Genomic DNA, 25,857 nt, shown 5'->3' on the forward strand with positions numbered 1-25,857 from the left:
TACGCGGGGGGACGGAGGCGCCCGGAAAGGTGGTCGACCCGGCCGTGCCGGGGATCGGGGCGCCGCACCGGCAGTACCGGGTGCCCTCGGCGGCCCACGCCTCGCGCGAGCTGGCTCCGCGTCGCGATGAATTGAGAGTGTGCCATGGAAGCGCTCCCACCACAACGGGGAGGGATGACACACAGGTCGATGTTTCGATCTCGTGTAGGGGCGTTGACAAACGGGTGACGGGCGTTACAGTCACAAGCATCGCCGATGGGAGCGCTTCCATCGACGGAGATGCACGTACGAGATCGTCGGGGACACCCGTGTGCCCGACACCCCAGCCCCGGAGGCTGACGACGGGCCAGCCCGGACGCCGCCGTCAGCCATCACCCACCGACATCGGAGGGAGGTGGAACCAGAGCCACTCGCGTGGCCCGGCTCCCGCGCGACACGCACGGCAGGACGCCAATCCACATGTGCGTGTGTGCATCACAGGTGGGGACGGGGGTTGCCCTCCCCCGTCCCCACACTAATCCCCCGTTGTCGACGGGAAAAGAGGCCGACGGGACAGGCGCGACGCGCCGCCCGGCCGGCCTCCTTCGCTTTCTGCCCCACCCCTCGCCGCTCGCCCTGGCCCCCGAGCGACACCCGCCCACCCCACCTCCGGCCGCCCGCTCGGCCGGGCCGCGCGCACCACCGGCCCGCCCCACGGAACGTGGCCGGCCGCGTCCCGCCTATGCTGGGAGCGCTCCCGTTCGGCGGGGCGGCCAGTCACTCCGAGGAGAACATCCATGTCGCTACTCACCCGACGGCGCCTGCTCCGTCCTGCCGCCGCATCCACGACCGTCGCGGGCGCGGCCCGGACCGGGCTCGCCGGCGCCGCCGCGGCGGGGATCGCCGCCAGCTCCGCCACCGTCGCCGGCTGCGACGACGCGCCGGACACCGCCCCGGCCAGCGCGGACTCGCCGCACGGGCCGCTGCGGTTCCCGCCCGGCTTCGGCTGGGGCGCGGCCACCTCGGCCTATCAGATCGAGGGCGCGGCCAAGGAGGACGGGCGGGGCGAATCCGTCTGGGACACCTTCAGCCACACCCCGGGCCGCACCCGCAACGGGGACACCGGGGACGTCGCCGCCGACCACTACCACCGGTACGCCGAGGACCTGGACCTGATGCGCGACCTGGGGCTGCGCAGCTACCGGTTCTCCATCTCCTGGCCGCGCATCCAGGCCGACGGCTCCGGCAAGCCCAACCAGCGCGGCCTCGACTTCTACCGCCGGCTGGTCGACGGGCTGCACGAACGGGGCATCGCGCCGATGGCCACCCTGTTCCACTGGGACCTCCCCCAAGCCCTGCAGGACGCCGGCGGCTGGGAGAACCGGGACACCGCCGAACGCTTCGCCGAGTACGCCGACGTGATGTTCCGCGCCCTCGGCGACCGGGTGCCGGCGTGGCTGACCATCAACGAGCCGAAGACCGTCGTGCAGAACGGCTACCTCTGGGGACACCACGCGCCCGGCCAGCAGGACCCGGCGGCCGCGTACCTGGTCGCCCACCACCTCCAGCTCGCCCACGGCCTCGCCGTCCGGGCGCTGCGCGCCAGCGGCCTGCCGGGCCGGATCGGGCCGGCGCTGAACCTGCACCCCTGCTACCCGGCCGACGACACCGCCGAGGCCGCCGCGGCCAGCCGACTGTACGACGGCTACGAGAACCGCCTCTACCTCGACTCGATCCTCAAGGGCGCCTACCCGGAGGACGTGCTGGCCGACCTGGGCCCGGACAGCCGCATGGTCCGGGGGATCCGCGACGGCGACCTGGCCGTCATCGCCAGCCCCGTCGACCTGCTCGCGGTCCAGTACTACACGCCCATCTACGTCACCGGCCAGGGCGACACGGTGCGCAAGTGGCCCACCTCCGAGGCCGAGTGGCAGCAGATCTACCCCGAGGGGATGTACGACATCCTGACCCGGGTCACCCGTGACTACGGCCGGATCCCAATCACCATCACCGAGAACGGGCTGCCCTGCCCGGACCGGCTCGCGGCCGACGGCACCGTCGACGACGCCGCCCGGATCGACTTCCTGCGCGACCACTTCGCCGCGGCGCACCGGGCGATCCGGGACGGGGTGCCGCTGGAGAGCTACCACGTCTGGTCGCTGCTGGACAACTTCGAGTGGGCCGAGGGCTACGAGCAGCGCTGGGGCCTGGTCTACGTGGACTACCCGACGCAGCGCCGGGTGCTCAAGCGCAGCGCGCACTGGTACCGCACGGTAATCCGCGACAACGGCCTCTGACCCGTCCGGGCCCGGCCGGCGGCGCGCCACCGCCGGCCGGGCCGTCCGCGCTCAGCGCGGCAGCGCCTGCTGCAGTTCCGCCCGCAGCGCCGGGGTGAGCATCTCACCCGCCTGCTTCGCCAGCCGGGCCATCTCGTAGCCGACCACGCCGATGTCCGCCTCCGCCGCGGCCAGGGTGGCCAGGATCGAGCCGTCCCGGATCTGCATGACCAGGAAGTAGCCGCGCCCCATCTCGACCACGGTCTGCTTGACGACGTCCCCGTCGAACATCTGGGCCGCGCCCGCGGTGATGCTCATCAGCCCCGAGGTCACCGCCGCCAGCTTGTCCGCGTGGTCCCGCGGCAGGTGGGCGGAGATCGCCACCAGCAGGCCGTCGGAGGAGACCACCACTGCGTGCGCCACCCCGGGGACCCGCTCCGCGAACGCGTTCACCAACCAGCTGAGATCGCGGGCCTCCTGGCTCAACGTCGTCACTGTCGTCGTCCCCCTTCGCTGCGCGGCAAGTACATCTCTCTGGTTTCCTCGGCCTCGGCCCGGCGCACCCCGCCGTAGAAGCGGGACAGCATGCCGCCGACCGCGTCCGGATCCGGATCCTGCCGGGGCGCCGGCCCGGCCGGGCGCGCGGTTTCGGTCACCGCGGCGAGCTGGGCCATCGGTACGCGCACCGGCAGCCCCCGTTCGTTGGTCCCTGCAGTGACCGGCGTCGCGGCCGGCGGCGGCGTCACACCGAGCATCGAGGACGACGGGCCCTGCCGGGAAAACCAGCCGCCGGCCGACCCTGCCGGGGTCAGCACGCTCTCGGCCCGGACCGGCGGCCGGTGCTGCCGGGGCACGGCCGTCCCGCCGGGTGTGCCGGAGTGCACGGGGGGACGGCCCACCACAGGCGGCGGCGAAGCGGGCGACGCGGGGGCACCGCCACCGAGGGGGAGCCCAGTCAACGGCGACACCGGCAGCTCGGCCGGAGGTGCCATCGGCCGTCCCACCACTGGCAGCTCGGTGGTCGCCGCGCGGAGCGGGCCGGCGCCGGGCGCGAGGCGGGACGCCGCGGCGACCTGGGTGGTCAGCATCCGCGGCGAGGCGAGCTGGTCCAGCCCAGCGGGCGCATCGGCCAGCAGCTCCGCCGGGATTCGGATCTGGGCCACCAGGCTCTCGTGGCCCGCGTGCAGCCGTACCTGCACCCCGTGCCGCGCGCCGAGGTGGCTGACCACGAACAGGCCCATCCGCTCGGAGGCCGCCACGTCGGCCGCCGGCGGCTCGGCCAGCACCGCGTTCGCCTCCGCCAGCGCGGCCGGGCTCATCCCGAGCCCCTGGTCGATGATCTCCACCACCGCGCCGGTGCCCTCGGCCCGCGCGAGCACCCGCACGACGGTGTCCGGGCGGGAGAACGCGGTGGCATTCTCCAGCAGCTCGGCGAAGAGGTGCACCAGGTCACCGACGGCGTGCCCGACCAGGTGCAGGTCCGTCCGCGACTCGTGGCGCACCCGCTGGTACTGCTCGATCTCGGCGCTCGCCGCGAGCAGCACCGCACCCAGGCCCACCGGCCGGTTCCAGCGCCGGCTGGACTCCGTGCCGGCGAGCACCAGCAGGCTTTCGTCGTTGCGGCGCATCCGGGCGGCCAGGTGGTCGAGCTTGAACAGGTTCTCCAGCTGGTCCGGGTCGCTCTCCTCGCGTTCCAGCTCGTCGAGGAGTTCCAGCTGCCGCTCGACCAGCACCTGGCTGCGCCGTGCCAGGTTGACGAACATGGCGTTGACGTTGCGCCGCATCAGCGCCTGCTCGACCGCGACGTCGACGGCGCTGCGGTGCACCGCCACGAACGCCTCGGCCAGCTCGCCGAGCTCGTCCTGGGAGGTGATGATCGCCGGGGCCACGTCGATCGCGCCGACCGAGCGGTTCACCGCGCGCAGCCGGTCGAGGGTGAGCGGCAGCTCGACCTGGGCGATCCGCAGTGCCTGGCCGCGCAGCAACCGCATCGACCGGGCGACCGAGCGGCCGACCAGCAGCGAGATCAGCACGGCGACCAGGAGCACCGCGACGATGCCACCGACCACCAGCAGGGTGTTCCGCAACTGCCCCGCGCTGGCGTCGTCGGCCCGGCTCACGGCGTCCTCGAGCACCTCGCGTTCCACCTGGCGCAGCAGCTCCTGCCGCTGATCGCTGGCGGCCCACCACTGCGGTGCGGGCAGCAGCGCCGGCTCGGCGGCGCCGTTGGGGAGGGTCGTCTCCTCGAGTTTGGTGGCCGACACGAATGCCGGGTCCAGCGACGTCTGGTCGTACCGGCGGATCTGCTCGGTGGTCGCCGCGACCCGGAACGCGCCCAGCGCGGTGAGCTGCTGCGCCCGCAGGTCGGCCAGGGTGACCTGGTCGTCGGGGTCGTACCGGCCGGCGCGGGCGGCCGCGTAGAGCTCGGCCCGGATCCGGGACGACAGCTCCTTGACCCGGGAGAGCTGCACGTAGCGCAGCACGGCATCGGTGAGCGCCGGCTGGTCGTCCCCGGGCGACGGCTCGGCCAGCAGGTCGAGCAGGGTGGCGATGGCCCGGTGGTAGTTGCTCAGGATGGTGTCGCTGCTGAGCACCGCCGGCGGGATCGCGGCGCGGATGTAGACGACCTGGTCGTACGCCTCCAGGACCTCGGCGTACGCGACCCGCCAGGCGGCGCCGGCCCCGGCGAGCGGCTCGGCGGCGTCCCGCAGCTCGGACATCGCCTGGTCGGACGCGGCCTCCAGCGGCTGGAGCGCGGCGATCGCCGCGTCCCGTTCGGGGCCGCCGCCGGCCCGCCGCAACGCGGCCAGCTCGCCCGCGGCGCGGTCCCGCTCCTGCTGGAGCCGGTCCACCGCGGTGGTGATCTGCCGGCCGATGCCCACCTGCCGGGCGAAGTCGCTCAGCGCGGTGGTCTGCCCCACCAACCCGCGGGTCTGCACGCCAGCCAGCACCAGGAAGGCGAGCGACGGGATGACCAGCACGGTGGCGAGCTTGGTGCGGATCCGCCAGTCCCGCAACCGGAGCATCGAACGCCGCCGGGGCGCCGCCCGCCGGTCCCAAGCCGGACTCCGGCGCGGCCGCGCGGCCGCGCCGCCGGCCGGGTCGGGACCTGCGCCCACACTTGCCTCCTCGGTCCCCCGTCGGCTCCGCCAAGACGGGGAGCGGGGTCCATCCAACCAGGCCCCCGGGCGGTGTCAACGGGTTGTCCGGCCCCGCGACCAGGAAGGTCAGCGCGGCGGGTCGACAGCTACGGTGTTCGGCGGGCCGGGCTCGTCCGTCCGGCCGATCCCGCCGAGGTGCGCCGCCTCGGCGATCCGCCCCGTGGCCACCAGGGCGGCGCCGGTCGCGCCGACCTCCGGGTTGCGCTGGTAGCGCACCGCCCGCGGGGCCAGCGCGTCGGCGAACGCGCCGCGCCACCAGGCGGAGGCGGCCATCGCGCCGCCGCCGAGCACCACCTCGGTCGGGCCGTCCACGCCGGACTCCAGCACGGCGAGGTCGTCGGCGACCAGCCGGCACAGGCCGGTCATCAGCCCGGCCAGGAGATCCACGGCGGTGGTGCCGAAGCTGAGCCCGCGCAGCTCACCGGAGCCGGCGGGCGCGACCCCGGGCGGTCGGTCCCCGCCGAACCGGGGATTGGCCCGCACGCGCAGGTCCGCGGCGGCCCGGGCGAGCGCCGCCTCCAGCTCGGACCCCTCGGGCAGCCGCAGCGTCCGGGTGGCCCAGGCGTACAGGTTGCCGCCGCTGGAGTAGGCCGCCCCGGTCACCACGTGCTCGTGGTCCACCCGGTAGCGCCAGATCGCCTCGGACAGGGGCGGCGGCTCCGCCCCGGCGGGAAGCGCCTGGACCAGGCGTACCGCGGCGGACGTGCCGACGGTCACCGCCGCCCGGGTCGGGTCCACGCAACCGGAGCCGACGTTGGAGGCGGCGCCGTCGCCGACCGGGGCGGCCCACCGGGCCCCGGCCAGCTGCGGCCAGCGCCGGGCGTGCTCGGGACGGAGCCGGCCGTGCCACCCGCGCGGGGCCAGCGCCGGCAGGTCCTCCGGGCGTGCGCCGGCCAGCTCGCACGCCTCCACGTCCCACTCCAACCGGCGCAGGTCCAGCAGCCCGGTGCCGGAGGCCATCGACACGGACATCGGCGCCTCGTCCAGCAGCGCGCCCAGCACGTACTCGACCAGCCCGACGAACCGGCCGACCGGGGCGCCGGCCCGCTCCTGCAACCAGGGCAGCCGCACCGACCAGTAGCAGCGGTGCCACCAGGCGCCGGTACGCCGGTGGAACGCGTCGGGGTCGACCGGGCCCCGGGCACCGGGCAGCGGCTCCGGCCGGGTGTCCATCCAGGTCAGCACCGGCCCCAGCGGCGCGCCGTCGGCGCCCAGCGGCAGCACCGAGTGCCACTGCGCGGAGGTCGCGACCAACTCGACGTCGCGCAGGTGCCCGCCGGCGGCCAGCTCGTCCAGGCACTCGACCAGGCAGGCCAGGTAGGTCGGACCGTCCAGGGTGCCGGTGCCGTCCTCGCCGGCGCTCAGGTGCACCTTCCGGCGGGCCAGCGCGCCGGGACGCGGGGTGGCGTCCGCGTCCAGCACCAGCCCGCGTACGGACGACGTGCCCAGGTCGAGAGCGAGGATGTCCATCGTCGGCCAACCTACCCGCCGGGGGCGGGCCTGAAGCCAAGATCCGGGGGCGGGCGCGGCGATCGGGTTCCGCGGGACCGCGCCGTCGCGTACAGTGATCGTCATGCTCGCGCACCTGACCTGCTGGTGGCCCGCCGACCCGGCGGCCCACCCCCGCGCGTAGCTTCCCGACGCGGCCGCCCGACGAGGCGGCCGCCGGTCTCTCCCGGCGCACCGGGTCGCCCCGCCGGCGGCCACCGGCCCACCGAGGAGACCTCCGATGACCCGCCCGACCGACCCGCTGGCCGCCGTCGCCGCCGGCCTCGACCCCGGCCCGTTCGCGCTCGTCCGCCGCGCCGACGCCGACCACCTGGAGCTGTTCACCGGCACGGTACGCACCGCCGACCGGCTCGCCGACCTCCCGCTGCCTGAGGGCGGGGCCGGGCCGCGCACCCTGGCCCTGGTGCCGTACCGGCAGATCGCCGAACGCGGGTTCGCCTGTGTGGACGACGGCACACCGCTGGAGTGCCTGGTGATCGCCGAGCACCGGCGGCTGCGGATCGACGAGGTGGTGGCCGCGCTGCCCGACGTGCCGGTGGTGACCCGGGACGCCGCCTTCGACAGCACCGACGCCGAGTACGCGGACACGGTCGGCCGGGTGCTCGCCGAGGAGATCGGCCACGGGGCCGGCGCCAACTTCGTCATCCACCGCACCTTGCGCGCCACCGTGCAGGGGCCGCCACTGGTGGCGGCCCTGGCGGCGCTGCGCCGGCTGCTGCTGCACGAGCGCGGGGCGTACTGGACCTTCGTCGTGTACACCGGCCGCCGCATCCTGGTCGGGGCCAGCCCGGAACGGCACGTCAGCGTCGACGACGGCCTGGTGATGATGAACCCGATCAGCGGGACCTTCCGGCACACCGGCGCGGCAGCCGACCGGGACGAGCTGCTGCGTTTCCTCCACGACCCGAAGGAGGTCGAGGAGCTGTACATGGTGCTCGACGAGGAGCTGAAGATGATGGCCACCGTCGCCGAGCACGGCGGCCAGGTGGTCGGGCCGTACCTGAAGGAGATGGCGCACCTGGCGCACACCGAGTACCTGCTCGCCGGGCGGAGCACCCGGGACGTGCGGGAGGTGCTGCGGGAGACCATGTTCGCCCCGACCGTCACCGGCAGCCCGATGGAGAACGCCTGCCGGGTGATCGCCCGGCACGAGCGCACCGGCCGCCGCTACTACGCCGGGGTGCTCGCCCTGCTCGGCCGGGACGCCGAGGGCCGGCAGACCCTCGACGCGCCGATCCTGATCCGGACCGCCGAGCTGTCCCCCACCGGCGAGCTGCGGGTTCCGGTCGGGGCGACCCTGGTGCGGCACTCGACCGCCGAGGGCGAGGTGGCCGAGACGCACGCCAAGGCGGCGGGCGTGCTGGCCGCGTTCGGCCTGGGCCCGGAGGCCCCGCGAACCGGCGCGCAGGCCGGGCCGCGTCTGGCCGACGACCCGGCGGTACGCGCCGCGCTCGCCGCCCGCAACGCGCCGCTGGCCCGGTTCTGGCTGGACCAGCGCTCCCCGGGCGCGACCGCGCTGCCCGGTCTGGCCGGCCGCCGGGCCCTGATCGTGGACGGGGAGGACACCTTCACCGGGATGCTCGCGCACCAGCTGCGCGCGCTCGGGCTGGCCGTGGCCCGCCGCGACTGGCACTCCCCCGACCCGGTCGACGGGTACGACCTGGTGGTGGTCGGTCCCGGCCCGGGTGACCCGAACGACCTCGCCGAGCCGAAGATGGCGGCGCTGCGCGGGCTGCTGGCGCAGCTGCTCGCGGCGGGCCGCCCCACCCTGGCCGTCTGCCTCGGCCACCAGTTGCTGGCCGGGCTGCTGGGGCTGCCGCTGCACCGTCGGGACGCGCCGTACCAGGGGCTGCCGCGGGACGTCCCGCTGTTCGGCGAGACCCGCCGGGTCGGCTTCTACTCCAGCTTCACGGCCCGCGCGGACGCGGACCGGCTGGCCACCCCGCACGGCCCGGTCGAGTTGTCCCGGGACCCGGCGGACGGGGCGGTGCACGCGCTCCGCGGCGCCGGCTTCGCGGGCGTGCAGTTCCACCCGGAGTCGGTGCTGAGCCGGGACGGGATGGTGGTGCTCGCCGACCTGCTCGGGCACCTGCTGGCCCGGCCCGCGCTGACCGGGCATGGATCGGCCGAACGGGGGTAGGGCGATGAGCGGCCGGTGGTCCGGGCGGGCCGAGAGCCCCCGTCCGGCCACCGGTCGCCACGTGCCGGGTCAGCCGGCGAGACCCCGCTTCAGAGCCGCGCCCATCTGCACCGCCCGCTTCGCGGTCAACGCGGCCGCGGCCAGGGCCACGTGGTCCGGCGGGATCTCCCCGTTGTTGCTGGTGTGCGACGCGCCGTACGGGTTGCCGGCGACGAACTGGCTGGGGTCGGTGTAGCCGGGGGTCACCACGATCCCGCCCCAGTGGTAGAAGACGGTGTACAACGACAGCAGCGTCGCCTCCTGGCCGCCGTGCACGGTGGCGGTCGAGGTGAAGCCGCTGTAGACCTTGTTGGCCAGGACGCCCCGGGCCCAGAGCGGTCCGGTGGTGTCGATGAACTGCTTGAGCTGGGCGGCGATCATGCCGTAGCGGGTGGGCGCGCCCATCAGCACCACGTCGGCCCAGGCCAGGTCGTCCGGCTCGGCCTCCATCACGTCCTGGGTTTCCAGGCGGTGGGCCTGCCAACCGGAGTTCGAGCGGATCGCCTCGTCGGGCGCCAGCTCACGCACCTTGCGCAGGCGCACCTCGGCTCCCGCCTCACCGGCGGCCTCGGACGCCGACTGCGCCATCTGGTAGGTGATACCGGTCGCGCTGTAGTAGATCACCGCGACCTTGACCTGGCCGTCCATCAGACGATTCCTCCTCGATTCCGGGTCAGCTCCGGCGACTACCCGTTGCTTGCGGCGTCAAACGCCGGAGGGCTCACGCGCACCGCAAAGGCGTTCACCAGGATCGATCACTTGCCGTGGCTCAAGATTTGCGCAAGTTCCGCGCGCGGCCGGCCCCCGGAATCCCGGCACCGGGGATCCTGTTCGCACCGGTGCCGGCACAGGCTGCCGCCCCGCACCGGGCACCTGAACGGGGGATCGCGCTCCGCCGGCGACGTGGCTGGCGTAGCGCGATCAGGGGCCTTGTGCTCCTGCTCCTCCTATTCGTCCGGCTTCCCCGGCATGCCGCCCCCCGGCACGGGGATCCTCTCGGTGACCCGCGAGAGGAAGGACGAACCATGCGCCTCACCGAACAGCAGGTCCGTTCGCTGTACGGGCAGGACGTCCAGGACCGCTCGGGCGCGACGATCGGCAGCGTGGGCCAGGTCTGGGCCGACGCCGCCGGCGAGCCCACCTGGGTCAGCGTACGGACCGGCGCCGGGACGCACGACGAGTCGATGGCCCCGCTGCACGCCGCCCGGCTGCAGGCGGGCCGGGTGCGGCTGCCGTACGACAAGGCGACCGTGCGCGGCGCCCCCGCCGTGGACAGCAGCACCGACCAGCCCCTCGGCGTCGATCAGCTCACCCTGCTCTATCGGCACTACCAGTTGCCCGGGCAGGGCGCGGTCCGGCAGCCGCAGCAGCCACCGCAGCAGGCGGCCGGCACGTCCCCGGTCGTCCGCTCGGAGGAGCGGGCGCGATTCGGCACGGCTCGCGAGCCGGTCAGCACGGCGCGGCTGCAGAAGCACGTGGTGACCGAGAACGTGCAGGGCAGCGTGCCGGTCGCGCACGACGAGGTGACCGTGGTGCACGAGCCGATCACCGAACCCGCCCGGGCTCCCGGCGACCTCGGGGAGGATCAGCGCGAGATGGTCCTCTACGCCGAACGTCCGGTGGCGGTCAAGGAGCGGGTCCCGGTCGAACGGGTCCGGCTGGTCCGGGACGAGGTCGTCGAGGAGCGGCCGGTCCACGCCCAGGTCCGCCGGGAACTCGTCGACGCGGACGTACCGCACGGGGCGCGCCGCGACCGGTGACATCCCGGGCGGGTGGGGGCTGGCTCCCCACCCGCCCGGTCACGCCTCGACCCCGAATTGTCGGCCCGGGCACCTATGCTGGCCGTCCACGATCGACGGGAGGCGGCCGTGCCGGTACGGCTCACCGGCGCCGAGGCGCTGGCGCTGCGCATGACCAGCCTGCTGCTGCGCCCGCACCCGGTGGCCCGCCCCGAGGGCGTGGCCGACGTGGTGGAGTGGTTCGGCGCCATGCAGGCCCAGGACGTGGCGAGCGGCGAATGGTCGCTCGGCGTACGCCTGCCCGGCCGCACCCACGCCGACGTGCGCGCGGCGCTGGAGCGGCGGGAGGCCCTGCGGACCTGGCCGATGCGCGGCACGGTCCACCTGGTGCCCGCCCGCGACGCGCACTGGATGCTGGCGGTGACCGGGGTGCGCACCCTCGCCGGCGCCGCCACCCGGCGGGCCCAGCTCGGCCTCACCGAGACCGACGCGGATCGGGCCGTCGACGTGCTGGGCGAGGCGCTGGCTGGCGGTGGCCGGCTGACCCGCGCCGAGTGCCTGGCCACGCTCAACGCCGCCGGCCTCGACACGACCGGCCAACGCGGCTACCACCTGCTGTGGTTCGCGAGCCAGCGCGGTGTCACCTGCATCGCCCCGCAGGTCGGCAAGGAGCAGACGTTCGCCCTGCTCGACGAGTGGGTGCCCGACCCCCACCGGCCCGACCGGGACGAGGCGCTCGGCCTGCTCGCGCTGCGCTACGTGCGCGGCCACGGTCCGGTCACCGCGCACGATCTGGCCCGGTGGACCGGGCTGACCGTCACCGACGCCCGGCGTGGCATCGCGGTGGCCGGTGACGCCCTCGCCCCGGTCGAGGTGGACGACGTCGGGGCGCTGGTCGACGCCGCGCTGCTGGACGCGCCGCGCGCGCCGGTCGACGACCTGCACACGCTGCCCGGCTTCGACGAATACCTGCTCGGCTTCAAGGACCGCGCGCTGATGCTCGACCCGGCGCACGCGGCCGCCGTGGTCCCCGGCAACAACGGGGTGTTCCAGTCCACCGTGGTGCGCGGCGGCCGGGTGGTCGGCACCTGGAAGCGGACGGTCGGGAAATCCGCCGTCACGGTGACCGTGCAGCCGTTGGTCCCGTTCGACGCCGCGCTGCGCTCCCGGGTGGAGTCGGCGCTGGCCGGCTACGCGGCCTACCTCGGCCTGCCGCTGCGCCACCCCTGGTGAGGGGTGCGCCGGTCACCGGTGATTCGCGGCGCCCGGGGCCCTGCGGTGTCGGGCCAGGTCGGTCGGGGTGTCCAGGTCGGCCGGCGAGCCGGCGCCGTCGCAGGGGACCCGGGTGACCAGGTCGGGCCGGGCCCGCAGCAGGTCGCGGGCTCCCCGGTCACCTGTGGCGTACCGGGCGAGCAGTGGCCACGTGGCGCGGCCCAGCAGCACGGGATGCCCGATCCGCCCGGCGTAGGTGGCGACCGCGACCGGCGCGCCCGCCGCGTGGGCGGCGCACACCCGGCGTACCGCCGTGGGGTCCAGCGCGGGCTGGTCGACGAGCACCACCACCGCGGCGCCGACGTGCCCGGGCAGCGACGCCAGGCCGCGGCGCAGCGAGCCGCCCAGTCCCTCCCGCCAGCGCCGGTTGACCACCGGCACCGCCCCGGCAAGCTCCGGCAGCGCGTCGGCGCCCGCGCCGACCACGACGTGCACCAGGGGAAGTCCGCCGGCCTGGAGCAGGCGTATCCCGCGGTGGACGAGCGGCTCCCCGTCCAGCTCGACCAGCGCCTTGGGCCGGCCGAGCCGGCGTCCGGCTCCGGCGGCGAGCAGCAGCCCGGCGATGGTCACCGCAGGGCCGTGGCCGGCCGGTGGTCGCGCTCCGCGGCGCGGTGGATCGGACCGGTCAGCCCGTACAGCGCCCGGCCGGTGCCGTCGTTGCGCCCGGCCACCATCTCGGCGGCGATCGCCAGCGCGGTCTCCGTCGCGGTACGCCCACCCAGGTCCAGCCCGGCAGGCGCCCGCAGGCGGGCGAGCTGGACCGGGGACATTCCGTCCGCCCGCAGCCGGGCGAGGCGGTCCGCGTGCGCGCTCCGGCTGCCCAGCACTCCGATGTAGCCGGCCGGGCTCTCCAGCGCCGCCCGCAGCAGTGGGATCTCGTACCGCGGGTCGTGGCCGAGCAGGCAGAGCACCGTGGCCGGGTCGACCGGGGCGTCGGCCAGCCAGCGGTGCGGCCAGGCCCGGTGGACCTCGTGCGCGTCCGGGAAGCGGCCGGCGCCGGTGAACGCCGGTCGCGGGTCGCAGATGGTGACCCGGTAGCCGAGCGCGGCGCCGATCCGGCTGAGGGCGGCGGCGACGGGGGTGGCGCCGAACAGCATCATCCGCGGCGGGGCCGGCACCGCCTGCACGAGCACCCGCAGCGCGGGCCGGCCGGGCCGCCGCCGCACCTCGGTCCCGCCGCCGGACCACAGCTCGGTTGCCTGTGCGGTGCCCCACGCGTCCAGCGCCGGGTCGCCGAGGGTGCCCTCGGTCCGGTGGGGCCGGACCACGAGCTGGGCGCCGAACGGGGCGGGGCCACCGACCACGGTGACCGTCGCGAGCGGACCGGGGCCGGCGAGGGCGGCGAGGACGCGCCGCGCCGCGCCGTCCGGCGTCACCCGGGTCAGCAGCACCTCCAGTACGCCGGCGCAGCCGGGCCGGGCCGGCCACGGGCCGTCGCCGCCGACGGCGTACCGGGCGAGCCGGGTGCGGCCGGTACGCAGCGTCTCGGCCGCCGCGTCGAGCACGGCCGACTCGGCACAGCCCGCCGGAATGCCGCCGCGCACCTCGCCCGTGGGGTCCACGGCGAGCAGGTCGCCGGGCCGGGTCACCGCGCCCGCGGTGCTTGCCACCACGGTGGCCAGGCCGAACGGGACGCCGCGCCGGCTCCAGCCGACCAGCGCGGCCAGTACGTCGCGCATGCCGCCGACCCCACCCTCACCGTTCGCCCGGATTTGTCCGCATATGGTCCGTCCAACGGTAGTCTGGCCCGGTGCGGGAGAGCAGGGAACCGGCAGAAGACGGACGCTCGTCCACCGTCACCCTCACCGTCAACGGCACCGGTCACCACCTCACGCTGGACAACCGGACCACCCTGCTCGACGCGCTGCGCGAGCGGCTCGCCCTGACCGGCAGCAAGAAGGGCTGTGACCACGGGCAGTGCGGTTCGTGCACGGTCCTGCTCGACGGCCGGCGGGTGAAAAGCTGCCTGATCCTGGCCGTCACCCTGGACCGCCGGACGGTGGTCACCGTGGAGGGACTCGCCGGCCCGGCGGACCTCTCCCCGCTCCAGGCGGCCTTCATCGCGCGGGACGCCTTCCAGTGCGGCTACTGCACCCCCGGCCAGCTCTGTTCCGCCCGGGGCATGCTCGACGAGGCGGCCCGGGACTGGCCCAGCGCGGTGACCGAGGACCTGACCGCGCCGGTCGACCTGACCGACGCGGAGATCAGGGAACGAATGAGCGGCAACCTGTGCCGCTGCGCCGCGTACCCGAACATCGTGGCCGCGATCCGGGACACGGCGGCCGTGCGGTGAGGGCGTTCCGCTACCACCGGCCGGCCGACGTCGCGGAGGCGGTCGCGCTGCTCGACGGCGAGCCGACGGCCGCGTACCTGGGCGGCGGCACCAACCTGGTGGACCTGATGAAGCTCGGGGTGCAACGGCCGGACCTGCTGGTGGACGTCACCGGCCTGCCGCTGGACACGGTGGAGACCCTCCCGGACGGCGGGCTGCGGATCGGCGCCACCGTGCGCAACAGCGACCTCGCCGCACACCCGGTGGTCCGCCGCGACCATCCGCTGATCTCCCGGGCGCTGCTCGCCGGCGCCTCGGGCCAGCTGCGCAACATGGCCACCACCGCCGGGAACCTGATGCAACGCACCCGCTGCGTATATTTCCAAGACACCGGCAAGGCGTGCAACAAGCGCGAGCCCGGCACCGGCTGCGCGGCCCGGCACGGGCAGAACCGCGACCTGGCCATCCTCGACTGGTCCGAGTTCTGCGTGGCCACCCACCCGTCCGACCTGGCGGTCGCCCTGGTCGCCCTCGACGCCGTGCTGACGGTGCACGAACCGGGCCGGGGCGCCCGGGACGTCCCGCTGGTCGAGCTGCACCGGACGCCCGGGGAACACCCGGAGCGCGAGACCACCCTCCCCCGGGGCGCGCTGATCACCACGGTCCGGGTGCCGCCGCTGCCGTTCGCGCGGCGCTGCGCCTACCTCAAGGTCCGCGATCGGGCCACGTTCGCGTTCGCGGTCGGCTCGGTGGCCGCGGCGCTCGACCTGGACGGGGACACCGTCCGCGACGTCCGGCTGGCGTACGGGGCGGTCGCGCACCGGCCATGGCGGGCGTACCGGGCGGAGGAGGCGCTGCGCGGCCGCCCGTTCACCGCCGAACTGGCCGCCCGGGCCGCGGACGCCGAACTCGCCGCGGCCCGTCCCCTGCCGGACAACGGGTTCAAGGTGCCGCTCATCCGCAACCTCACGGTCCGCGCGTTGACCGGGCTGGCCGGGACGGCGCTCCGGTGAGCGCACCACCCGTCGGCGCGGTGGGCCGGGAGCACCCGCGGCTGGAGGGCCGGGACAAGGTCACCGGCACCGCCCGGTACGCGGTCGAGTACCCGACGGACGACGTCACGTACGGCTGGGTGGTGGCGGCGACCGCTACCCGCGGGCGGATCAGCCGGGTCGACGTGGCCGAGGCGCTGGCCGTGCCCGGAGTGCTGGACGTGCTGCACCACGCCAACGCGCCCCGGCTCGCCTCCGGGGTGGACCCGACCCTGTTCCTGTTGCAGGAACCGCAAGTGCACTACCGGGGGGAGTTCGTCGCGGTGGTGGTGGCGGAGACCATCGAGGCGGCCCGCGAGGGCGCCCGGCTGGTCCGCATCGACTACGACGCCGAGCCGCACAGCGTCGTCCTCACCGAGCACCACCCGGGCCTGTACCGGCCGGAGAAGGTGAACCCGAGCTACCCGACGGACACCGCCGACGGCGACTTCGACGCCGGGTACGCGGCCGCCGAGGTCCGGGTGGACGCCACCTACCGGACCCCGGCCTACCACAACAACCCGATGGAGCCGCACGCCACCACCGCCCGCTGGCAGGACGGCCGGCTGCTGGTGCACGACTCCAACCAGGGCTCGTCCCCGGTGCAGGCCACCCTGGCGCAGCTGTTCGAGCTGCCACCGGAGGCAGTCCGGGTGATCGCCGAGCACGTGGGCGGCGGCTTCGGCAGCAAGGGCGCCCCCAAGGCGGCGGTGGTGCTCGCCGCGCTCGCCGCCCGACACGTGGACCGGCCCGTCCGGCTGGCCCTGACCCGGCAGCAGCTCTTCGGCCCGATCGGCTACCGCACGCCGACCATCCAACGGGTCCGGCTCGGCGCGGACGCCGACGGGCGGATCGAGGCGGTGTGCCACGACGCGATCAGCCAGACCTCGACCGTGCACGAGTTCGCCGAGCAGACCGCCGTCTACACCCGCAGCATGTACGCCGGGCGGCACCGGCGCACCACCCACCGGCTGGCCCGGCTCGACGTGCCGACCCCGTTCTGGATGCGCGCGCCCGGCGAGTGCCCCGGCGCGTACGCGCTGGAGTCCGCGCTGGACGAGCTGGCCACCGCGTGCGGCGTCGACCCGGTCGAGCTGCGGGTGCGCAACGACATCACCGTCGACCCGGACAGCGGGCACCCGTTCAGCAGCCGCAACCTGGTCGCCTGCCTGCGCGAGGGGGCCCGGCGGTTCGGCTGGGCCGACCGCGACCCGACGCCCGGGGCACGCCGCGACGGGCGGTGGCTGGTCGGCACCGGGGTCGCCGGATCCAGCTACCCGGCCCGGTCCCGGGCCGCCGCCGCGGCGGCCACCGCCGCCCCGGACGGCACCTTCGAGGTACGGATCAACGCGACCGACATCGGCACCGGCGCCCGGACGGCGCTGTGGCAGGTGGCCGCCGACGCCCTGGCCGTGCCCGCCGAGCGGGTCGCCATCCGGGTGGGCGACAGCGCCCTCCCGGCGGCGGGGGTGGCCGGCGGTTCGATGGGCACCGCCTCGTGGAGCTGGGCGGTCATCCGGGCCTGTGAGCGGCTGCGCGAGCGGGTCCGGGACGCGCCCGGCGCCGGGGTGCCGGCCGACGGCCTGACCGTCGAGGTGAGCACCGCCGACGAGATGGGCGGGCAACGCCCGCTGGCCCGGTACGCGTACGGCGCCCACTTCGTGCAGGTGCGGGTGGACGCGGACACCGGCGAGGTCCGGCTGGACCGGATGCTCGGCGTGTTCGCCGTCGGCCGGGTGGTGAACCCGACCACCGCCCACAGCCAGCTCATCGGCGGCATGACCATGGGGCTGTCGATGGCGCTGCACGAGGAGGGCCTGCTCGACGAGCGGTACGGCGACTGGGTCAACCACGACCTCGCCACCTACCACGTCAGCGTCTGCGCCGACGTCGAGCGCATCGAGGCGTACTGGCTGCCGGAGGAGGACCCCGAGCTGAACCCGGCCGGGGTGAAGGGGATCGGTGAGATCGGCATCGTGGGCAGCTCCGCCGCGGTGACCAACGCGGTGCACCACGCGACCGGCGTACGGGTCCGGGACCTGCCCGTCCGGCTGGACAAGCTGCTGGCGCACCTGCCGGCACGCTGAGGGGTCGACGCCGCCCGCCACCGGCCCCTGTCGTCCTCTCGATCAGTCGGCCAGCGCCCCGCCACGCCCCTCGTGCGGCACCGGTCCCTCACGCACCGATGTACTCGGAAATCTCGAAGGGATCCGGGAACGGATCATGGTTGACCGTCAGCCGCCCCGCCGACCGCGCCTTGAGCGCTTCAACCATGTCCTCCGTCACGCCGGGAACGCCGCCTTCCATGCTGAGGTATGCCAGCCTGGGCAGGTCCCCCAGGACGCTCACGTCGATCAGCCGCTGACAGCCGTTGAGATAGAGACGACGGAGGCTGATGCAGCCGGCCAGGAAGTCCACATCCGTGATCATTGACCCGCTGAGGTCCAGGACCTCGAGGGCGCCGAAGCCGTCGAGTGCCGCCCCGGACTTCACCAGGTTCCTGCAGTTCGGCAACACCAGATGGGTCAGTTGACCGAACACGGGAACAGCTCTCAGGTCGAAGAGGTCCCGCACCGCGTCGGCTCTGAGCCGGCGCATGTCGGCGGCGGACGCCAGCGCCGCCAGATCTGCGACCGACACCGAGCCGGTGAGTTCCACCTCTCGGAGGCCGGAGCTCATTGCCGGAAGGGAGGGCCGCCGGGCCCCGGAGAGCCCGAGCCTCATCCGGCGGAGATTCCGGCAGGCGCCGAGCTGACGCGCGTCGTCCACGCCGGATCGGGAGCGGATCCGGATTGTCCGCAGCTCAGTCAAGGTCGAACAGAAGTCGAGGTCGGACACGTAACACCCATCGAGGGAGAGCGTGCGGAGGCTGGTCAACGACGACAGCCAACCAAAGTCATAGAGCTGACGGCAGCCGTCGAGGTTCAGGATGCGGAGTGAGATCACCTCACGGAGGCGAGCGATCTCCTCCGGCGGCAGGGCCACCGCGCCGCCCAGGTGGAGTTCCTCAAGGTGCGACAGCCGGGTGAGTTCGTCCAGTTCCACCAGCTCCGCCTTGTCGCTGAGGTTCAACCGGCGCAGTTGTCGCAGCTCACCCAGCCCTCGGGTGCTCTGCAGGTGCGGCAGCCCGCTGCAGTCCAGCTCGATCAGGTCCGGCAGTCCACGGATGCTCGACAGATCGACCAGATCCTCGTTCACCTTGACGCACAGGGCGCGCACGCCGGAGACGTGCGGCACGGCCGCCAGCTGGGCGGCGGTCCGCACAGTCAGCAAGTGGTCCCGCAGCTGCAGCCCGGCGAGAACCTGCCGCGCGTACGACTCCGCATCCTCGAACTCGTTCCACGCCCGCAGCAGCGCGTCGACAACGGTCGGGTCGGCGTCCGGATGGCTGTACTGGGAGATGGTGTTGATAGCCGCCGGACCGCCGATCCGGGCGGCTGCGGCGATGCACGCACAGATTATCTCCGGCGACCGCTGGGAGTGGCCGTCCAGCCAGGTCAGCAGCTCCTCACCGATGCCGGACAGCGAGCGCGCCTCGTCGGGTGACCGAGGTGGCAGGACCTCGCCGACCAGCGCTTCGGCACGAACGGCGACCGCCGGTTCCACGCTCCCCGCGGCAGTGATGCACTCGGCCGCCAGGAGAAGGATCTCGCGTCGCTCAGGCCCGGCCGCATCCGCCCTGTCCAGGATGCCGGAGACCAGCAGCGAGGCAGCGCTCTCCTGTACCGGCGCTCCCGCGGCGAAGACGATCACCCGGCGCCAGTCCGGCTGCGTCACCCGGGCGACGAGTGACTCGATCTCGTTGTACGCGTACGCCCACCCGGCCAGGAACTCCTGGATCGAACGGTGGGTGAACTGCGCCTGGTTGTGGGCGACCTTGTAGAAGACGACGCTTCTCTCCAGCAGATGAGCGAGGGCCTCTCGCGGCGTGATGTGCGTGTTCACCATGCCGCGGAGTTGGGCTGCCACGATTTCCTGGGCCGTCCTCGCCAGCACGTCCCGCCGGGCGTTGCTGCCGGGCCGGGACAGGTGATGCTTCCGCAACTCCCGCAGTGGCTCGATCCGGATCGTCGTCGTCGAGCTAGCGGTCATCTGCTTCGCGATGGCCTGCAGCAGCAGGAGCTTCTGCTTGTAGCTCAGGCCGATCGGCGAGGTGTCCCCACCCTCTTTCCCGGACTCGCGGAAGTGGATGAGCGCGGCGACCACACGTTCATACAGTTCGGCCCTGCTTTCCGGAGCGCCGTCCGACAATTTGTGCGCGTAGAAGGCGCACAGCATCGCGCACAGCAGCGGCGTCTCGCTGAGGTCACGAACGGTGGGCCGGTTCTGGAAGTCGTACACGAGTTTCGCGTGCTGATGGCGGTACTCGACGATCTTCTCCGCGTCAGAGGTCCCGCTTATCAGCGCGTCGAACCATCGGTTGATGCACTCCTCCGCCTCGTCGTCGTTCATCGGCAGGAGCTGCAGGGTGACGAACTCCCGACGCCGGAACCAGCGGTTGTCCAGCACGTCCGGCCGGGAGGTGACGAACACGTGCGCCTTCGGGTGTTCGTCCATCAGCTTGTCGATCCAGGTGAGCGCCCGGTTCCGGTCATGTTCGGACAACTCGTCGAAGCCGTCGAAGATCGCCACGGCGTCGCCCTTGGTCAGGCAGTCCGCCACCCACGAACCCGGCACGGTCGATCCGCGGTACATGGCCGCACGGATCATGTCCTGGTACTCGGGCTCGACATTCGCCTTGAACGCGTACCTCAGCTGCGTGACCAACGGCACGCAGTCCGTCCAGGCGGCCATGGCCTCGGGCAACTTGCGCTGCGCCATCGCGATGGCGAGCCACTGACTGATGGTCGTCTTGCCGGAACCGGCCGAACCGGTGAGCAGGATCCGTGTGCTCTTCCCTCGGCTCTTGCGGGCGCTCGCCACCTCGCCGATGGCCGAGTCGACCTTCGGGTCCACCTCCAGCGGGCCGAGGGTGCCGGCGCCGGCGGCGTCCGGGGTCCCCTCGTCCGGCAGGGTCCGGAGCCTGATGTACGTGACGTCGACCGGGTGGCGCCTCAGTTCGACGGGCAGGTTGAGCCCGAACAGGTCCGTGTACTTGTAGGTGTTGGTGATGTCCGATCGGTAGCCGGCCTCGAAGCGGCTGACCTCCTGGGGCAACCCGGGTCGGAACTTGGGCAGCACCACACTCGTGATTCCGCGTTCGAGGATCGCCTCCAACTTCTTCGTGTTGACGTACGTCTCCCAGGCCACCCTGCTGTCGAAGCCGGGTAAGTCGTGGACGAGGGCGGAAATGTAGGCGGCGGCCTCCGTGAGATAGAGGCGTCCGTAGGCCTGGGCGTCGTCGCTCAATCGCTCCGACTGCCAATGGAGCACAGCGGCGGGCTCGAGGACGGCCCTCAACTGCTCGGTGGTGATGGCGTCCTGAACGATGTCGTCGGCCGAAGGATTCAACGTCGCCATGGCGTGCTCGACGCCCGTGATCGCCAACGACCTTTCTGCATCGGCCAGGTCGGCGAATTCGATCTCCTCGATGCGCCCCAGACGGGCGGATATCCGGTCCGAGGCGTCCTCGAGACGCCGCGGCAGGGCACGTGCCTCCAGACTTGCGGCGTCCAGACCCTCGATTGCCGAAACGACGTCTTCGAAGGCCTGAATGCGCTCGCCTGCCGAGGGAAACAGGATCTTGAAGGCCGAAATGATGATGCGTCTCGCGACGCCGTCCCGCTGCCCTGCCGATGTCATCACACGTCCCCATCGATAGGCTTCGGCTTCCGCACTCCACAGTGTATTGATGGCGCCACGTTCGGTGCGCCGGCGGAAGGTACGCCCGACCGGGGCCGATCCGCCGATCACCCATCAGCAAGCCGGCATCGGAATGCGACGGTTCGGCGACGGCACAAGGTCGTCCGGTGTGCGACCGACACGGCGCGGGGCCGGAGGAATCAGTTGCCTCCAGCCCCGCCAGGTGAAGGGGGCTCAGTCGGCGAGCGCCCCGGCCGATCGCCCCTCGTGCAGGGTGAGGTTGCGACCCGTCGACGGGTCGAACAGGTGGATCTTCTCCAGGTTGAACCAGACCCGCCGGCTCTCGCCCTCGCGGACCGGCGACTCCGCCGACAGCCGGGTGACCAGGCTGGATCCGGCGCCGGTGAAGTCGGCCGCGCCCGCATCGGCGGCCAGTTCCTCCAGCTCTGCGGCGCTGGCCCGCTCCCCCTCGACGGTGAGGTAGACGTACTTGTCGGAACCCATCGACTCGACGATCTCCACCGGCGCCTCGAACTCCATACCCCGGCGGCGGGTCTCCTCGTCGATCAGCTCGGCGTCCTCGAAGTGCTCGGGGCGGATGCCGAGGATCAGCTCGCGCGGCGCGTCACCGCCGTCCAGCTGGCGGCGGATACGGTCGCCGATCGGCACGTCGCCGAGGGCGGTCCGCACCCGGCCGTCCTCGACCGCGGCGGGCAGGAAGTTCATCGACGGCGAGCCGATGAACCCGGCGACGAACAGGTTGCGCGGATGGTCGTAGAGCTCCTGCGGCGGGCCGACCTGCTGCACCGCGCCGCCCCGCATGATCACCACGCGGTCGCCGAGGGTCATCGCCTCGGTCTGGTCGTGGGTCACGTAGACCGTGGTGGTGCCGAGCTGCTTCTGCAGCCGGGACACCACCGTGCGCATCTGCACCCGCAGCTTGGCGTCGAGGTTGGACAGCGGTTCGTCCATCAGGAACGCCTTGGGCTGGCGGACGATCGCCCGGCCCATCGCCACCCGCTGCCGCTGGCCGCCGGAGAGGTTGGCCGGCTTGCGGTCAAGCAGCGGGGTCAGCTCCAGGACCTTCGCCGCCTCCTCCACCTTGGTGTCGATGGTCTCCCGGTCCAGCTTGGCCAGCCGGAGCGGGAAGGCCATGTTCTCCCGCACGGTCATGTTCGGGTAGAGCGCGTACGACTGGAACACCATGGCGATGTCCCGGTCCCGGGGCGCCCGGTCGTTGACCCGCTCCCCCGCGATCCGCAGCTCCCCGGAACTGATGTCCTCCAGCCCGGCGATCATGTTGAGCGTGGTGGACTTTCCGCAGCCGGACGGGCCGACCAGGATCACGAACTCGCCGTCGGCGATCTCCAGGTCGACGTCCCGCACCGCCATGGTCCCGTCCGGGAACCGCTTGCTCACCTTGTCGAGCACGATGTCAGCCACTGTTACCACCTATCCCTTGACCGCGCCGGAGGTGAGGCCGGACACGATGCGGCGCTGGAAGAAGAGCACGAAGAGGATGATCGGAATGGTGATCACCACGGCGGCGGCGCAGATCGCCCCGGTGGGGTCCTCGAACTGCGACGCGCCGGTGAAGAACGACAGCGCGGCCGGCACCGTACGCGACCGCTCGGTGGAGGTCAGCGAGATGGCGAACAGGAAGTCGTTCCAGCAGAAGATGAAGACCAGGATCGCCGTGGTGAACACCCCCGGCGCGGCCAGCGGGGCGATCACCCGCCGGAACGCCTGGCCCTGCGTGGCGCCGTCCATCTTCGCCGCCTTCTCCAGGTCCCACGGGATCTGCTTGAAGAACGCCGACAGCGTGTAGATCGCCAGCGGCAGCGCGAAGGTGATGTACGGCAGGATCAGCCCCGGCCAGGTGTCGAAGAGGCCGAGCTGCCGCTCGATCTCGAACAGCGGCGACACCAGCGACACCTGCGGAAACATCGCGATCAGCAGGGAGACCCCGACCAGCAGCTTCTTGCCGGGGAAGTCCAGCCGCGAGATCGCGTACGCGGCCATCGCGCCCAGCACCACCGCGACCAGGGTGGCGATCAGCGCGATGCCGATCGAGTTGACCAGGGCCCGGACGAACTGGTCGGTCGCGAAGATCGTCCGGTAGTTGTCCAGCGTCCACTCCCGCGGCCAGAACTTCCCGTCGGTGAGGGTGCCCGGGGTCTTGAACGACAGCGAGGCGATCCAGAGCACCGGGACCAGCGCGAACACGACGACGATGACGTCCAGCAGGCCCCAGCGCAGCTTCGCCCGCGTGGTGGTTTCGACTGCCATCTCAGCGCCTCTCCCCATCGTCGCTGCCGGGCGCAGCGGTGCCGAACAGCTTCACGAAGACGAACGCGATGATCGCCACGGCGAGGAAGATCAGCACCGACATCGTGGAGCCGATGCCGAGGTTCAGCCCCCGGATCAGGTTGTTGTAGGCGAGCATCGACACCGACGAGGTCTCGTTGCCACCGGCGGTGAGCACGAAGATGTTGTCGAACACCCGGAACGCGTCCAGGGTGCGGAACAGCAGGGCGACCAGGATCGCCGGCTTCATCACCGGCAGCATCACCTTGGTGAACCGCTGCCAGGCGGTCGCGCCGTCGGTGGAGGCGGCCTTGAGCAGGTCCTCCGGCACCAGCGCCAACCCGGCCATCAACAGCAGCGCCATGAACGGGGTGGTCTTCCAGATCTCGGCCAGCATGATGATCGCCAGCGAGCTGGCCCGCTCGGTGAGCGGAGCACTGCCGTCGAAGAGGTTCGCCAGGTAGCCGGTGCCCGGCGTCCAGGCGTACCGCCAGGAGAAGGCGGCCACCACCGTGACGATGCCGTACGGGATCAGCGCCGCGGTGCGGACGATGCCCCGGCCGACCAGCGTGCGGTGCATGATCAGCGCGAGGACCATGCCGAGCACCAGCTCGACCGCCACGGTGACCACCGTGATCAGCGCGGTCACCCCGAACGCGGTCCACCAGAACTGGTTGGTCAGCACCGTCGCGTAGTTCTCCAGCCCGACGAACTCCCGCTGGTCGGGGAAGCGCAGATCGAAGCGCTGCAACGACAGCCAGACCGAGTAGAGGATCGGGTACGCGGTGACCAGCACCATGACCAGCGCGGCCGGCGCGCAGAGCAGCCAACCGAGCCGGCGCTCGGCCCGCTTGTTCTCGCTCAGCGGCGGCTTCGTCCGGCGGGCCCGCTGCCGCGGCACGGCGGCGTGCCGACCCGGCCGGACGGCCGTCTCGTCGGCGGCGACATCGGCGCCGGCCGGAGTGGCGTTGACGCTCACGGCAGGACCCCCTTCGACTCGAGGGCGTCGGCGATGGCAGTGCGCAGCTCGTTCGCGGCCTGCTCGGGCCGGATGCCCGACGGCGGCGACAGGAGCGCCGACATCACCGTGGAGATGCTCTGGTACGCCGGGGTCAGCGGCCGGACCGCCGGCTCCTTGAGCTCCTCCAGGATGGTCTCCTTCATCGGGTACGCCTTGTCCATCTCGGGGTCGTCGTAGACGGCCTCGATGGTGGGTGGCACCCCGTCGTTGATCGCGGAGAACTTCTGGTTCTTGGCGTTGCGGATGCACTTCGCGGCCTCGAAGGACTCCTTCGGGTGCTTCGAGTAAGCGCTGACCGCCATGTTCACCCCGCCGATGGTGACCTTGCTCGGGGTGTTCGCGTCGATGCCCGGCACCCGGGCCCACTTGACCTTCTTCGCCAGGTCCGGGTTCGCCTCCTGCATCGCCGGATACACGAACGGCCAGTTGACCTGGAAGGCGCCGGTGCCGGACTGGAACTCCAGCCGGACCGGGTCCTCGGTGGCGTTGCTGAACGACGGCGAGGTGACGCCCGACGTGGCGAAGTTCTTCAACTGTTCCAGCGCGCGGACGGTGCCGGCGTCCATCACGGCCTTCTTGCCGTCGTCGCTGAGGATGTGCCCACCGGCGCTCTCGGCGAGCGTGTTGTAGAGAACGACCAGCCCCTCGTACTGGGCGCCCATGGTGAGCACCTGGTACGGCTTGCCCTGCTGCTTCAGCTCCTGGGCCGCCTTGATCATGTCGTCCCACGTCTTCGGCGGCTCCTGCACCAGGTCGGTGCGGTACCACAGCAGCTGGACGTTGGTGTTCTTCGGCGCCGCGTACAGCCTGCCGCCGTAGCGGGCGGTGTCCAGCGGGCCGGCCAGGGTGCCCTGCTCCGCCTCGGCCTTGTCGGCCCCGGTCCACTCCCGGATCCAGTGCGCGCTGGCGAACTCCTGGGTCCAGGTGACGTCGAGGCCGAGCACGTCCATCCCGCTGTCCTGCGCGGCGAGCCGGCGCACCAGCTGCACCCGCTGATCGTCGGCCTGCCGGGGCAGCACCCGGTAGGCGATCTGGTAGCGCCCCTGCGCCTGGGCGTTGCAGTCGTCGACCACCTTCTGCAGGTTCTGCTCCGGCGGGTAGTAGAGGTTGATCGTCGGCGTACCGCCGTCACCACCACCGGAACCGCACGCGGCCAACGGCGCCACCAACGCCAGTGCGGCGGCTGCCGCCGCCGCACGTCTGGCTGGCCGCCGCCGGTCGGCCCTGTCGGGGTCTGTCGTCATCGCCCTCCCCCTTTCTTCGGCGAGAGCCGGGGGAAGTCACCCGTGCCCCGGCGCACGGCGAGACGCTCGGGACGCCGACCACGACGGGGCCGCCCGCGCCCCGGGCGTTTCGTGGGCCTGACAGT

The 25,857-nt window shown here is 73.1% G+C and carries 18 protein-coding genes; 7 read left to right on the top strand and 11 right to left on the bottom strand.

Translation table 11 applies throughout. The annotated features are described in order from the left end of the window. The first annotated feature begins 776 nt into the window (after positions 1–776). Positions 777–2,276, top strand: coding sequence for a GH1 family beta-glucosidase (locus ACZ6S5_RS10185; RefSeq protein WP_465999652.1), 1,500 nt, complete (start codon positions 777–779; stop codon positions 2,274–2,276). A gap of 51 nt (positions 2,277–2,327) precedes the next feature. Here the strand turns inward: ACZ6S5_RS10185 and ACZ6S5_RS10190 are convergent, their stop codons facing one another. The 3 genes from ACZ6S5_RS10190 to ACZ6S5_RS10200 all read right to left on the bottom strand — a co-directional run bounded on the left by ACZ6S5_RS10190 (position 2,328) and on the right by ACZ6S5_RS10200 (position 6,886). Then, complete coding sequence (locus ACZ6S5_RS10190; RefSeq protein WP_123239419.1) at positions 2,328–2,750, bottom strand: roadblock/LC7 domain-containing protein; 423 nt, start codon at positions 2,748–2,750, stop codon at positions 2,328–2,330. After that, on the bottom strand, positions 2,747–5,374 hold the full coding sequence (locus tag ACZ6S5_RS10195) for a sensor histidine kinase (protein WP_465999653.1): 2,628 nt from the start codon (positions 5,372–5,374) through the stop codon (positions 2,747–2,749). The genes ACZ6S5_RS10190 and ACZ6S5_RS10195 overlap by 4 nt, the downstream gene beginning before the upstream one ends. Positions 5,375–5,482: 108 nt before the next feature. Beyond that, a complete protein-coding gene (locus ACZ6S5_RS10200) occupies positions 5,483–6,886 on the bottom strand; it encodes an FGGY family carbohydrate kinase (protein WP_465999654.1) in 1,404 nt (467 codons plus the stop codon). Between the two features lie 259 nt (positions 6,887–7,145). Here ACZ6S5_RS10200 and ACZ6S5_RS10205 point away from each other — a divergent pair, with 259 nt between their 5' ends. Beyond that, positions 7,146–9,065 carry a chorismate-binding protein gene (locus tag ACZ6S5_RS10205; RefSeq protein ID WP_465999655.1) on the top strand — a complete coding sequence of 640 codons (1,920 nt, stop codon included), beginning with the start codon at positions 7,146–7,148 and terminating at the stop codon, positions 9,063–9,065. 69 nt (positions 9,066–9,134) lie between these two features. Here ACZ6S5_RS10205 and wrbA read toward each other — a convergent pair whose 3' ends face one another. Next, a complete protein-coding gene (gene wrbA, locus ACZ6S5_RS10210; protein ID WP_465999656.1) occupies positions 9,135–9,752 on the bottom strand; it encodes an NAD(P)H:quinone oxidoreductase in 618 nt (205 codons plus the stop codon). Between the two features lie 377 nt (positions 9,753–10,129). Here wrbA and ACZ6S5_RS10215 point away from each other — a divergent pair, with 377 nt between their 5' ends. Together ACZ6S5_RS10215 and ACZ6S5_RS10220 are read left to right on the top strand one after the other, a co-directional pair. Continuing rightward, positions 10,130–10,864 (top strand): YsnF/AvaK domain-containing protein, encoded by a 735-nt coding sequence (locus ACZ6S5_RS10215; RefSeq protein WP_465999657.1) that lies wholly within the window; start codon positions 10,130–10,132, stop codon positions 10,862–10,864. 108 nt (positions 10,865–10,972) lie between these two features. Further along, on the top strand, positions 10,973–12,076 hold the full coding sequence (locus tag ACZ6S5_RS10220; RefSeq protein WP_465999658.1) for a winged helix DNA-binding domain-containing protein: 1,104 nt from the start codon (positions 10,973–10,975) through the stop codon (positions 12,074–12,076). A gap of 12 nt (positions 12,077–12,088) precedes the next feature. Here ACZ6S5_RS10220 and ACZ6S5_RS10225 read toward each other — a convergent pair whose 3' ends face one another. Beyond that, positions 12,089–12,685, bottom strand: a complete 597-nt coding sequence (locus ACZ6S5_RS10225; protein WP_465999659.1) for a nucleotidyltransferase family protein — start codon at positions 12,683–12,685, stop codon at positions 12,089–12,091. Continuing rightward, positions 12,682–13,794, bottom strand: coding sequence for an XdhC family protein (locus ACZ6S5_RS10230; RefSeq protein ID WP_465999660.1), 1,113 nt, complete (start codon positions 13,792–13,794; stop codon positions 12,682–12,684). The genes ACZ6S5_RS10225 and ACZ6S5_RS10230 overlap by 4 nt, the downstream gene beginning before the upstream one ends. Before the next feature lie 71 nt (positions 13,795–13,865). On the opposite strand from ACZ6S5_RS10230, the gene ACZ6S5_RS10235 reads away from it, so the two are divergent. Genes ACZ6S5_RS10235 through ACZ6S5_RS10245 form a run of 3 tightly spaced genes read left to right on the top strand, consistent with a single transcriptional unit; the run spans position 13,866 to position 17,505 of the window. Continuing rightward, a complete protein-coding gene (locus tag ACZ6S5_RS10235) occupies positions 13,866–14,408 on the top strand; it encodes a 2Fe-2S iron-sulfur cluster-binding protein (RefSeq protein ID WP_465999661.1) in 543 nt (180 codons plus the stop codon). Continuing rightward, positions 14,405–15,400 (top strand): FAD binding domain-containing protein, encoded by a 996-nt coding sequence (locus ACZ6S5_RS10240; RefSeq protein WP_465999662.1) that lies wholly within the window; start codon positions 14,405–14,407, stop codon positions 15,398–15,400. The genes ACZ6S5_RS10235 and ACZ6S5_RS10240 overlap by 4 nt, the downstream gene beginning before the upstream one ends. Beyond that, positions 15,397–17,505: a xanthine dehydrogenase family protein molybdopterin-binding subunit gene (locus ACZ6S5_RS10245; RefSeq protein WP_465999663.1), complete on the top strand. Its 2,109-nt coding sequence runs from the start codon at positions 15,397–15,399 to the stop codon at positions 17,503–17,505. Before ACZ6S5_RS10240 ends, ACZ6S5_RS10245 begins: the two co-directional genes overlap by 4 nt. Before the next feature lie 88 nt (positions 17,506–17,593). On the opposite strand, the gene ACZ6S5_RS10250 is transcribed toward ACZ6S5_RS10245, so the two are convergent. The 5 genes from ACZ6S5_RS10250 to ACZ6S5_RS10270 form a co-directional block, all read right to left on the bottom strand. Beyond that, positions 17,594–21,271 (bottom strand): NACHT N-terminal Helical domain 1-containing protein, encoded by a 3,678-nt coding sequence (locus ACZ6S5_RS10250; RefSeq protein WP_465999664.1) that lies wholly within the window; start codon positions 21,269–21,271, stop codon positions 17,594–17,596. 123 nt (positions 21,272–21,394) lie between these two features. Beyond that, entirely contained in the window at positions 21,395–22,603 is a 1,209-nt protein-coding gene (locus ACZ6S5_RS10255) for an ABC transporter ATP-binding protein (RefSeq protein WP_465999665.1), read from the bottom strand. A 9-nt stretch (positions 22,604–22,612) separates the two neighbouring features. Further along, positions 22,613–23,449, bottom strand: a complete 837-nt coding sequence (locus ACZ6S5_RS10260; RefSeq protein ID WP_465999666.1) for a carbohydrate ABC transporter permease — start codon at positions 23,447–23,449, stop codon at positions 22,613–22,615. A gap of 1 nt (position 23,450) precedes the next feature. Then, positions 23,451–24,446: a carbohydrate ABC transporter permease gene (locus ACZ6S5_RS10265; protein ID WP_465999667.1), complete on the bottom strand. Its 996-nt coding sequence runs from the start codon at positions 24,444–24,446 to the stop codon at positions 23,451–23,453. Further along, complete coding sequence (locus tag ACZ6S5_RS10270) at positions 24,443–25,732, bottom strand: ABC transporter substrate-binding protein (protein WP_465999668.1); 1,290 nt, start codon at positions 25,730–25,732, stop codon at positions 24,443–24,445. Before ACZ6S5_RS10270 ends, ACZ6S5_RS10265 begins: the two co-directional genes overlap by 4 nt. Positions 25,733–25,857: the final 125 nt, after the last annotated feature.

It is taken from the genome of Micromonospora sp. NPDC051924 (genome assembly GCF_055586005.1).

Excerpts from the sequence above, each read along its gene's own strand:
- ACZ6S5_RS10185 (WP_465999652.1), top strand. The coding sequence starts at position 777 with ATGTCGCTACTCACCCGACGGCGCCTGCTCCGTCCTGCCGCCGCATCC.
- ACZ6S5_RS10200 (WP_465999654.1), bottom strand. The coding sequence starts at position 6,886 with ATGGACATCCTCGCTCTCGACCTGGGCACGTCGTCCGTACGCGGGCTG.
- ACZ6S5_RS10205 (WP_465999655.1), top strand. The coding sequence starts at position 7,146 with ATGACCCGCCCGACCGACCCGCTGGCCGCCGTCGCCGCCGGCCTCGAC.
- wrbA (WP_465999656.1), bottom strand. The coding sequence starts at position 9,752 with ATGGACGGCCAGGTCAAGGTCGCGGTGATCTACTACAGCGCGACCGGT.
- ACZ6S5_RS10215 (WP_465999657.1), top strand. The coding sequence starts at position 10,130 with ATGCGCCTCACCGAACAGCAGGTCCGTTCGCTGTACGGGCAGGACGTC.
- ACZ6S5_RS10230 (WP_465999660.1), bottom strand. The coding sequence starts at position 13,794 with ATGCGCGACGTACTGGCCGCGCTGGTCGGCTGGAGCCGGCGCGGCGTC.
- ACZ6S5_RS10260 (WP_465999666.1), bottom strand. The coding sequence starts at position 23,449 with ATGGCAGTCGAAACCACCACGCGGGCGAAGCTGCGCTGGGGCCTGCTG.
- ACZ6S5_RS10270 (WP_465999668.1), bottom strand. The coding sequence starts at position 25,732 with ATGACGACAGACCCCGACAGGGCCGACCGGCGGCGGCCAGCCAGACGT.